Origin of the sequence: Steroidobacter sp., assembly GCF_016790065.1 — a bacterium.
Lineage (GTDB): Bacteria > Pseudomonadota > Gammaproteobacteria > Steroidobacterales > Steroidobacteraceae > Steroidobacter.
The window spans coordinates 1-6,913 of record NZ_JAEUPY010000107.1 but is presented as its reverse complement, the minus strand read 5'-3'; the positions used below and the strand labels follow the sequence as shown (position 1 = coordinate 6,913).

The 6,913-nt window shown below is 60.8% G+C and carries 5 protein-coding genes; all 5 read left to right on the top strand.

Annotation, left to right across the window (positions count from 1 at the left end):
• The coding region (locus tag JNL55_RS04540; protein ID WP_293849922.1) for an amidohydrolase family protein at nucleotides 1-1,182 on the top strand (1,182 nt) is incomplete at its 5' end.
• Nucleotides 1,179-3,494, top strand: a complete 2,316-nt coding sequence (locus tag JNL55_RS04535) for a S9 family peptidase (protein ID WP_293849919.1) — start codon at nucleotides 1,179-1,181, stop codon at nucleotides 3,492-3,494. The genes JNL55_RS04540 and JNL55_RS04535, both read left to right, overlap by 4 nt.
• 55 nt (nucleotides 3,495-3,549) lie before the next feature.
• Nucleotides 3,550-4,149, top strand: coding sequence for a sigma-70 family RNA polymerase sigma factor (locus JNL55_RS04530; protein ID WP_293849917.1), 600 nt, complete (start codon nucleotides 3,550-3,552; stop codon nucleotides 4,147-4,149).
• A complete protein-coding gene (locus JNL55_RS04525; protein WP_293849914.1) occupies nucleotides 4,139-5,092 on the top strand; it encodes a FecR family protein in 954 nt (317 codons plus the stop codon). Before JNL55_RS04530 ends, JNL55_RS04525 begins: the two co-directional genes overlap by 11 nt.
• A 56-nt stretch (nucleotides 5,093-5,148) precedes the next feature.
• Nucleotides 5,149-6,913 (top strand): TonB-dependent siderophore receptor (locus JNL55_RS04520; protein WP_293849911.1); only part of this gene is annotated, 1,765 nt, incomplete at its 3' end.

Here is a 6,913-nt window from a genome sequence, read left to right as displayed (position 1 = left end):
GCGTTCAAGCTGTTGCTGGGTCATGGCGTCACGAGCGTGACCTCAATGCAAGATGAATCGAAACTGGCCTGGGCGGTCCAGTTGTCTGGTCAATCGGCACGCAACGCCATCGACGCACCTCGGATCCAGCCTTGGGTGGATCTGGCAGTGAGCACGCCCGAAGAAGCGCGGGCTGCGGTGAAGCGAGTGCATGCGGCTGGTGCAGTTGGCATCGGCGAGGGCTCCAGCGGTACGCCGGATGCAGCCAAAGCGATCTTTGCCGAAGCCAATCGGCTCGGCATGCGTGTCTCCTGGCACATGAATCCCAGGCAGGCGAGTCGCTTGAATGCGTTGGACGCCGCCAAGGCCGGTATGCATGGCTTGGCTAATTGGTACAACTTGCCGGAGGCGATGTTGGCCGGCGGCACTCATCAAGAGCTGCCGGCCGACTATAGTTTTTCAGACGTGCGTGCGCGCTTTCGGGCGTCGGGCCGGCTCTGGAAACAAACGGCCCCGCCCGGCAGTGAGACTTACGAGCGCGTGATCAAAGAATTCCTGGCGCTGGATTTCACGTTCGAGCCGACCTTCAGCGTGTACGAAGCCAATCGGGATTACATGGGCACGCGCAATGCCGAGTGGAACCGTCGTTTCCTGCATCCGGTGTTGGAGAAAGAGTTCACGCCGGTGCAGAACGGCCGCTTCACGCACTTCTACGATTGGTCGAGCACCGACGAAGTGGAATGGCGCAACAACTTCCGGCTGTGGGGCCAGTTCGTCAACGACTATAAGAATCGCGGCGGGCGCGTGGTGGCGGGCAGCGATGCCGGTTACATGTGGACCACGTATGGTTTCGCGCTGATCCGTAATCTGGAAATGATGCAGGAAGCCGGCTTCACGCCATTCGAAGCATTGCTGACGGCGACGGCCAAGAGCGCCGAGCATCTGAAGCTCGCCGATAAGGTCGGCACGGTCGAAGTGGGCAAGCTGGCTGATCTAGTGGTGGTTCGCGGCAATCCGCTGGAGAACTTGAAGGTGTTCTACGGCACCGGCTTCGACTCGCTCGCCGCTGATGGTCGTATCGTTCGCGGTGGCGGTGTGCAGACCACGATCAAGGACGGCATCGTTTATGACGCCGCCAAATTGCTCGCCGAGGTTGAACAGTCGGTTCAGCAGGCGCGCGCGCAGCGAGGAGCAGCAAATTGAGCGGCCGTGGTTTGAAGATTTTCAGTGTGCTGGTCGCCCTCGGCCTGACGAGCGCAACTGTTGCCGATGACCTGAGAAGTGCTTACCAGCGTGCCGAAGCCTTGCTGCCCATCAATGCGTTGCGTGGCGTGCACGGTTTGTACGCTCAGCCGAACTGGATCGATGGTACAGACCGTTTCTGGTATCGGCGCACGAGCGAGGCAGGCAGCGAGTTCGTTCGGATAGACGCCGCTCGCAACGAACGCGGGGTCGCCTTCGATCATGCCCGGCTAGCGCAGGCGTTATCGAGTCTTGCCGGCAAACGCTATGAAGGCAGCGCGCTGCCATTCGAGTCATTCGAGTATCGGCGTGGCGAACGAGACATCCGCGTTCGGCTGGATGATCAGACGGTGGACTGTGATTTAAAGAGTTATGTATGCACGAAGGTAGGTGCGCCGGCAGCGTTGTTGCCAGGCGAAGTGGAATCGCCCGACGGCCGCTGGGCTGCGTTCACTCGCGAACACGATCTGTATGTTCGCTCGCTCGTCGATGGGCGCGAACGCCGGCTCACTGAAGATGGTGTCAAGGATTACGGTTACGCCGAGTTTGCCGACGCTCATCTGCTATCGATAACAGCGCAGCTTTCTGGAAACACACGGCCGGCGCGCGTGTTGTGGTCGCCTGATTCCACCAAACTTGTGAGCTACCGCGTCGACCAGCGTGCCGTTCCCGAAATGCCGTATGTGCAGTGGGCGCCGCCGGAAGGCTATGGCACGCGGCCCAAGCTGTTCACGGCTCGCGTGCCCATGCCGGCCGATGAGAAAGTGACGACTGCGAAGCTGGTGATCTTCGAGTTGCCCGCGGCCGATGCTGACAAGGCGCGCCGTGTCGAGGTGGACGCCGCTGCCATTCCCATGGCCTACGATCTGATCGGCTGGGGATTGGTCTGGTGGGACGAGCGCGGTCGTCAGCTGTTTCATATTAGAGAGGAGCGCGGCTATCGCGAAGTCTCGCTGAGCGAGACCAATTCTAAAACCGGCGCGACTCGTCTGGTGATGCAAGAACGTGTGCCGACGTATGTGCTCAACGATGACTACGACCGACTGAGGCACGGCTTCACTGGGTCCCGGCTGCACTGGCTGTCTACGCAGGATGGCTGGCGACATCTTTATCGATACGATCTAGCGAGCGGTCGCCAGGTGTCGCAAGTCACTCGCGGCGAGTGGGCCGTGGATCGGTTGATGTACGCGGAGCAGGGCGAGGGCTGGGTCTATTTCACAGCGGGTGGACGCGAAGCCGGATTGGATCCTTACTTCTTGCAACTCTATCGAGCTCGGCCTGATGGCTCTCGGCTGCAGCGTTTGACGCCGGAAGCGGCTACGCACGACATTAACTTCTCGCCCAGCGGTAAGTACTTTGTGGATCGATACTCGCGTGTCGATTTGCCGCCGGTCACGGTGTTGCGTCGGGCGGATGGCCGTTTGCTACGAACGTTGGAGCAGGCGGATGTGAGCGCCCTGATGGCGCGCGGTCGTCAGCAGATCGAGCGCTTTCACGCCAAAGGCCGCGATGGCGTGACGGATATCTACGGCACGTTGTACCGGCCGTCTAACTTCGATCCCAACAAACGTTCTCCGGTGCTCGATGACATTTACGGCGGGCCACAGCTAATCAAGGCAGCACGGGCTTTCGCACTGGGCTCGCCGCTGGCGGAGCTCGGCTTCATCAATGTGCAAATCGATGGCATGGGCACGCCGGGGCGATCCAAGGCATTCCAGGATGTTTCTTACGGCACGGGCTTCGCTGAAGCGGGTGGGTTGGAAGATCACATCGCGGTACTGAAGTCGTTGGCGAAACGCTATCCCTGGATGGATTTGACTCGAGTCGGCATCTACGGCCATTCAGGCGGTGGCTACAGCTCGACGCGGGCGATGTTGGATTACCCGGACTTCTACAAGGTGGCTGTGTCCAGCGCCGGGTCGCACGACCAGTTCCTGTATCAGCTGGAGTGGGGCGAGCGCTTCATCGGTCGACCCGGCGAGAATCCGGCGGCCTATGAACTCCAGGCGAACAGCCGCCACGTTGCCGGGCTCCGCGGCAAGTTGCTGCTGGCCCACGGCGATCTGGATGACGACGTGCCGCTGGTCAACACCATGCAGCTGGCGGATGCGTTGATCAAGGCCAACAAGGACTTCGACTTGCTGATCGTGCCCGGCACCAACCATTCGTCGCTGGGCAGCCATCCCTATTTCATCCGCCGGCAGTGGGACTATTTCGTGCAGCACCTGATGGGGGCTCAGCCACCGGCCGACTTTCGAGTGGGCGAACCTTGATGCATGATCGGGCCGGCGAGATTGCAAAAGCGCCGGCCTCGACCGTCATAGCAACGTGAAGGCACCAATTCCCTCCAATCCGGCGGTGGGCGAACCCGATTCGGCATCCGAGGCGGCCGAGGCGGCGCGGGCGGCCGAGATTGCGCGGCTATTCAAGGAGCACAACCGCACGCTGGTGATGTTCCTGGCTGCCCGGCTGAAAAACGCGCAGTTGGCCAAGGAGGTGGCGCAGGAGGCCTACGTCAAGGTCCTGCAGCTGGAAAAGCCTGGGGCCATCAGTTTCCTGAGGTCCTATCTATTTCGAACCGCCGCCAATCTGGCCATCGATAGGCTGCGCCAGGAGCGCGCTCGTAAGCGGCTCGATCAGAGAGACAGTTTCGAGGATTTCATCCAGGAGCCGCTGGCGGAGCGGGCCGCTGCCGCTCATGAGGAACTCGATTCACTGCTGCGTTTTGTCGATGAGTTGCCGGCGCGCTATGGCGAGGCGTTTCGTCTCTACGGCCTCAAGGAAAACTCGTTCGACGAAGTGGCCGCTGCGTTGGGAGTGAAGCCGCGCATGGCGCGCCACTATGTGACGCTGTCGTTGATCTACATCCGCCTGCGCCGTGAGGGCGTCGCTGCGGATCAGGCATGGAGTCGCCTTCATGAAGAATGATGTAGCCGTGCAGCGCTATCGAGAGGCGACCGAGTGGTTGCTGAAGCTCGACGACGAACAGGTGTCCGAAGCGGATCTGGCCGACTGGTTGCGTTGGTGCGAACGAGACGCCGAGAACTTGCAGGCGTTCGAACGCATGCAGGCGGATTGGAATGACGTCAAAGCGATTCGGGCGAGGACGACAGCACCGGTTCAAGCGAGGCCAGTGTCGCGTGCAAATTGGAAGATCGCCGCAGCGATTGCAGGTCTCGCGGTGCTGGCTGGCGGGATCAGTTGGTCAGTGCTGAGCAGCCGCGATCCCGCGATGACCCAAATCGCTGCGTCGACGGCGAACAAAACTACCGCCTTGCCCGACGGCTCATCGCTGACGCTGCGTGCACAGGCTGTCGTGCAATTGAATTTCGACGGCGAGCAACGCCGCCTCGAACTGCAGCCAGACAGCGGGGCCTATTTCAAAGTCCATCACGACGCGAACAGGCCGTTCGTAGTGCGGGCGGGCGACCTCACCGTTCAAGCGGTAGGTACTGCATTCGATGTCCGTCGCGAAGCCGAAGTCACGTCGGTGACGGTGGAGGAAGGCAAGGTGCGAATCTCGGCAGGCAGCGAAGAATGGTTCGCAGCGGCCGGCGAGCGCTTCGAGTTCAAACCATCTGAGCATCGAGCAGCTCTGTCACGCACATCAGTCTCGAACGCGTTGCGCTGGCGGGACGGCGAATTTGCCTACGATGGAGTGGCGTTGAGCAATGTGTTGAGAGACATCAATCGCTATTCCACTCGTCAGATTCGCACCGCTGACGATGCGACAGCGAGCATCCCTTACAGCGGTACCGTGTTCGTGCGCTCCATTGACGATTGGTTGCTGGCGCTGGAGTCGAGCTATCCCGTGAACGTCGTCGCGGGTGACGACGGCAGCATCGTGCTCAAACCCAGCGGCCCGCCCTGAATTGCAAATCCAACCCACTCGACCGTCTTGGCGGCATCATGAGTGGGGAGCGAACGATGAGGATTAAACTAACTGCGTTGCTGCTGATGACTTTGGTGAGCGTTCGGGTATTCGCGCTCGACATGAGCGAGCGGCTGTCATTCGATATTCCACCGCAACGGCTGGCCAGCGCGCTGCTGGAGTTCTCGCACCAAGCGCGTGTGCAGGTGGTGATTGGCCGAGAGGTGGTGGAGCAGACCACATCCGGCATCAAGGGCACGCACTCCATCAGCGAGGCACTCAACCAGCTGTTGAAGAACACAAGCCTGCAATATTCCGTGGTGGGTGATACTTCGATCACCGTCGGTGCCGCTGCAAGCACGACCGCCGCGGAACAAACGATCGAGACGGTCAATGTGTTCGGCTCGCTCGAAGATACGGTGGACGTGGGATCGAAGACCGGGCTGTCTCTGCGCGAGACGCCCAAGTCCGTCACCATCGTGTCGCGTGAGCGGATGGAAGCGCAGAACCTGACGACGCTGGTCGATGTGATGAATCAGGCCACCGGCATCACGGTGCGCACCTATGGCCCGGTGGAAGCCTGGTACATGTCGCGTGGCTATCGTGTCGGCACCACACAACTCGATGGTGGCGCACCGATCTCAGCGGGGTTCGGCAATGTCGCCGCACCGGATTCCGCCATGTTCGAACGTGTTGAAGTGCTGCGCGGTGTCGACGGCATGTTCAGCGGTGCAGGCGATCCAGGCGGCGTGATCAACCTGGTTCGCAAGCGCGCACCGAGAGCGTCCGAAGTCAGTGCGACGGTCACGGCCGGGCGCTGGAACAACTATCGAGGTGAGTTCGACGCCGGCGGTCCGCTGGCATTCGACGGCGCGTTACGTGGCCGGGTGGTCGGTGTGTATCACGATCAGGAGTTTTTCTGGGATCGAGCAACGTCAGATCGCAAGATGTTCTATGGCGTGCTTGAATCGGACGTCGGTCGCGCAACGTTCAGTGTAGGCGGCAGCTACGAGCATCGTAATGAGCAGGCCGTCGATATGAGTGGTTTGCCTTCTTTCTCGAACGGGGTTCAGACGCGCTTGCCGCGCGAAACCAACCTGGCGCCGGACTGGGCGTTCCGAGACGTATCGACCAAAGAGATCTTTACCAAGGCTGAGCTGCCGCTCACCGACGACGTTTCGGTCCGACTCAATGTCACGCGGCAAGAGCAAGATGCCGAGACGGCTGAGATGTATATTTCGGGCGCCATCGATCCCGAGACACTCACCGGCTCCACGGGCCTCGGCATTGGTGCCGATAGCCACTCCAAGCGCACGCTGGCGGACCTGTACGTCGGTGGCAAGTTCGATCTGTTCTCGCGCCAGCATAGTTTTGCGATCGGCGTCGACTATGCACAGATGAATGGCGGCGGCGGTCGCAGTTATCAGTACGACGACTATCCGTGGGGCTTGCGCGAAGTCGATGTCTTCAACTACGACCCCGGCGCGTTTCCGCCATCGGCACGCACACCGACTTATCTCACCGCCTTGAATCGACAGACGCAGCGGGGCGCCTATGCGACGCTGGGGTTTAAAGTGACGGATCCGCTGCGCCTGGTCGTCGGCGGTCGCTATACCGACTATGAGATCGAAGCGGCTGGCTTCGATCTCAATCCCGACGGCTCGCTCGGTGCCGCCAGCACCTGGCCAGCCAGCTATCGCGAGAGTGCGTTCGTGCCGAGCGCGGCACTCGTGTTCGAGTTCAACGATCGATGGTCTGGTTATGCCAGCTACGCGCAGGCGTTCAATCCACAAGGCAGCTTGTTGCAAGCACCATTGCCCG

Bases quoted from the DNA above. Each gene is read 5' to 3' on its own strand.
- JNL55_RS04525 (WP_293849914.1), top strand. From the start codon at position 4,139: ATGAAGAATGATGTAGCCGTGCAGCGCTATCGAGAGGCGACCGAGTGG.